Origin of the sequence: Rhodosalinus sp., from assembly GCF_041685465.1 — a bacterium.
Classification (GTDB): domain Bacteria; phylum Pseudomonadota; class Alphaproteobacteria; order Rhodobacterales; family Rhodobacteraceae; genus Rhodosalinus.
The window spans coordinates 1-3302 of the sequence record NZ_JAWLFS010000293.1 but is presented as its reverse complement, the minus strand read 5'-3'; the positions used below and the strand labels follow the sequence as shown (position 1 = coordinate 3302).

Genomic DNA, 3302 nt, shown 5'->3' with positions numbered 1-3302 from the left:
TCTGCACTCCCTCTCTGGTTTCACGTTTCTCAGGCGGCGCGGGTGGAGGACAGGAAGCCCTGCAGCCGCGTCGACTTGGGCGCCCCGAAGAGCGCCTCGGGCGGACCTTCCTCCTCGATCAGACCCTGGTGGAGGAAGATCACGTGGCTCGCGACATCGGCCGCGAGCTTCATGTCGTGGGTGACGATCAGCATCGTGCGTCCCTCGGCGGCGAGGTCCTTGATGACGCGGACCACCTCCTGCTCGAGCTCGGGGTCGAGCGCGCTGGTCGGTTCGTCGAAGAGCAGCGCCTCGGGCTCCATGCAGAGCGCGCGCGCGATGGCCGCGCGCTGCTGCTGCCCGCCCGAGAGCTGCGCGGGCCAGGCGTCGGCCTTGTCGCCGATGCCGACCTTGTCGAGATAGCCGCGCGCGGCGCCCTCCACCTCCGCCCGGTCGCGGCGCAGCACCGTGAGCGGCGCCTCCATCACGTTCTGCAGGATGGTCATGTGCGCCCAGAGATTGAACTGCTGGAACACCATCGACAGGTTGGTGCGGATGCGGATCACCTGCGCCTGGTCGGCCGGGTGCCGGTCGAGGCCCGTGCCGCGCCAGGTCACCGGCTCGCCCTTGAAGAGGATCTCGCCCTGCTGGCTGTCCTCCAGCAGGTTCAGGCAGCGCAGCAGCGTCGATTTCCCCGAGCCGGAGGAGCCGATGAGCGCCAGGGTCTCGCCACGGCGCGCCGTGAGGCTCACGCCCTTGAGCACCTCGAGCGCGTCGTAGGCCTTGTGCAGGTCGCGGACCTCGATGACGGGCGGCTGATCGGGCAAGGCGCGTCTCGTGACGTTTCCGTGAACAGGGGCACTAGGGCGCAAAACGCCGCAGGATGCAATGACGAACGCGAAGGAAGATCGTGCGGTGGCCGCGCTCTGCCCGATGCTCAGGCGGCAGGCAGGGGCGGGGCCGCAGGCTGCGCCAGATAGACCGCCGACGGGATCGCCACGAGGCCGCGCAGGTCCAGCGCCGCCCGGTCGTCCGGCGAAAGCGCCGCGATGCCGGCCGCCACCGCCCGCGCGATCCGCGCCGCGTCGTCTCCGCGCGCCGTGATCAGCGGCAGGCCGGGGGAGGGCGGCGTCGCGCCGATGACCTTGAGCCCCTGCGCCACCGGGTCGTGCCGGGCAATGAGGCGCCAGGTCTGCGCGTCGAGCGCGGCGAGGTCCGCCGCTCCTTCGGCCACCGCGGCGGCCGAGGCCGCGTGCGCGCCGGTGATGGTGACGGCGCCGAAGCTCCGGCCCGTCGCCGCGAAATGCGCCGCCGGCGCGGCCCAGCCCGATTGCGAGAGCGCCTCGTTCACCGCGAGGCGCGGCGCGGGCAGCGCATCCAGATCGTCGGGCCCGTCCGCCCGCGTCACGTAGACCGAGCGGTACCACCCCGGCGCGCAGCCCGGCAGGCCGAAATCCGGCGTGCCCACCAGCGCCACGCGATCCGCCAGCCGCGCCCGGTAGGGCAGCCCGCAGGTCTGCGCCAGAAGGAGGTCCGGCGCCTCCCAGAGCGCCCGGAGGTCTCCCGCCTCGGTCAGCCGCTCGGGACCCTCGCCAAGCGCGTCGCGGATGGCGGTCCAGAGTCGCGCGGTCGCCCCCGCCGTCTCGGGGCGGGCATACATCGGCAGCGCGGCGATCACCCGCCGGCTTCGACGCGGCGGCGCGCCCGCCCGCTGTCCACGTCCGAGACGCCGAGCAGGTTGGTGGCCAGCCGCATCAGCGCGTTCTCGTGATCGTCGCGCACCCCGTCGGCGAGCACCACCTTCCAGAGCGCCTCGATCACGCCGAGGCGATCGTCGTAGGGCACGGCGTCCTTGATGGCGCGGGTGAAGCGCACGGTGTCGGGCGCCTCCGCCTCCAGCGTCTCGGCCTCGGACTGGAGCTTCTGCGCCTCGAAGGGCGAGAGACCGAAGCGCTCGGCGGCGATCTTGCCGATCATGCGGCGTTCCTCCTCGGCGTAGTCGCCGTCGGAGCGGGCGACGCGCACGAGAAGCGCGGTGAGCGCGAGGCGGGCGTCGTCGTCGGCCAGGGGCTCGGGCTCGGGAGCGGTGAGACGCTTGAGGAAATCTGCGAACATGGGGGGCATATAGCCGCGCGGGCCGGTCGCGCCAATGGTTCAGGCGTCACCGACCCGGGCGCGACGGCTCAGGGGATCGAACGCGCGCTGTCGCGGAGCGCCGCGCTGTCGTACTCCGCGATGCCGAGCGCCGCCTCGATCGCGGCGACGGCGGCCTGCTGTTCGGATGCGGCCACGCCGTCGGCCATCATCACCTCCCGGAGCGCCTCGAGGATGCCGAGGCGCTCGGCATAGGGCACGCAGTCGCGGAGCACGGCGGCGAAGCGGTCCGTCTCCGGCAACTCGTGGTCCAGCCGCTCGGCCTCGGCGCGGAGCTTCGCGGCCGCCACGGGATCGAGCCCGAAGCGTGCGGCCAGACTCCGGTCGATGCGCGCGATCTCCTCGACGCGATAGACCTGATCGGATTTCGCCACCCGCACCAGCAGCGCGGCGAGGGCGTGCGGCACATCCGCCTCGGGCAGCGGCTCCGGCGCCGGCTGCGTGAGGCGCGCGACGAGCTCGCGGAACATCAGCCCGCGTAGCCCTCGACGATGATCAGGTCGACCTCCGCCGCGCCCTCGCGGAGCGCCTTGGCGCGCTGGTATTCGGGGCTGTCGTAGCAGGCCCGCGCGGCCTCCACGCTCGGGAACTCCAGCACCACCGAGCGCGCCGGCCACGCCCCTTCGCGCGTCTCCTGCGCGCCGCCGCGGACGACGAAGCGCGCGCCGTATTTCTCGAAGGCCTCCGCGTTCGCGGCGCGGTAGCGGTCGTAGGCCTCGGGGTCCGTGACCTCCATCCGCGCGATCCAGTAGCCCTTGGCCATGCCGTCCCTCCCGTCTCGGTGCCCGGCCCGGCGGGCCGCGTCGCGCGGACCATCGCCCCCTCCGCGCGGGGCGTCAAGCTCACCCGGTGGGCGCCGGGCAGCCGAAGCGCAGATCGTCGAAGGAGACGCCGCCCGGGTCGCGGTTCTCGAGCGTGAGCCCCGCGATGGCGGCCTCGGCGTCGAGCACTCCATGCGCCGAGATGCCCTCCGGCGCCGTGATCGTCACGCGCCCGATCTCCGCCCCGTCGCGGGCGTAGAAGGTGGCGTCGATCTCGCCCTCGTGGCCCTGGGTCGTGCCGAAGGCGTCGACGTATTCGGTGTGCACCCGGAAACCCACCGCGCAGGCGTCCTCGGCGAAGAGGATCGCCACGCTCCCCTCGCCGCGTGCCTCCGGGTCGGGCTGGCC

5 protein-coding genes and 1 pseudogene are annotated in these 3302 nt (G+C 73.2%); all 6 read right to left on the bottom strand.

Translation table 11 applies throughout. The features are described from left to right. Positions 1 to 29 precede the first annotated feature (29 nt). Entirely contained in the window at positions 30 to 806 is a 777-nt protein-coding gene (locus ACESL7_RS14640; protein WP_372894035.1) for an ABC transporter ATP-binding protein, read from the bottom strand. A gap of 110 nt (positions 807 to 916) precedes the next feature. Further along, positions 917 to 1657 (bottom strand): PhnD/SsuA/transferrin family substrate-binding protein, encoded by a 741-nt coding sequence (locus ACESL7_RS14635; protein WP_372894034.1) that lies wholly within the window; start codon positions 1655 to 1657, stop codon positions 917 to 919. Continuing rightward, the gene (locus ACESL7_RS14630; protein WP_372894033.1) at positions 1654 to 2094 is read right to left on the bottom strand and encodes a tellurite resistance TerB family protein; all 441 of its coding nucleotides are present in this window, start codon (positions 2092 to 2094) and stop codon (positions 1654 to 1656) included. Before ACESL7_RS14630 ends, ACESL7_RS14635 begins: the two co-directional genes overlap by 4 nt. A gap of 68 nt (positions 2095 to 2162) precedes the next feature. After that, positions 2163 to 2603: a tellurite resistance TerB family protein gene (locus tag ACESL7_RS14625; RefSeq protein WP_372894032.1), complete on the bottom strand. Its 441-nt coding sequence runs from the start codon at positions 2601 to 2603 to the stop codon at positions 2163 to 2165. Then, positions 2603 to 2896, bottom strand: coding sequence for a DUF1330 domain-containing protein (locus ACESL7_RS14620; protein WP_372894031.1), 294 nt, complete (start codon positions 2894 to 2896; stop codon positions 2603 to 2605). Before ACESL7_RS14620 ends, ACESL7_RS14625 begins: the two co-directional genes overlap by 1 nt. A 79-nt stretch (positions 2897 to 2975) precedes the next feature. Next, positions 2976 to 3302: pseudogene (locus tag ACESL7_RS14615) on the bottom strand (hypothetical protein); the annotation flags it as partial.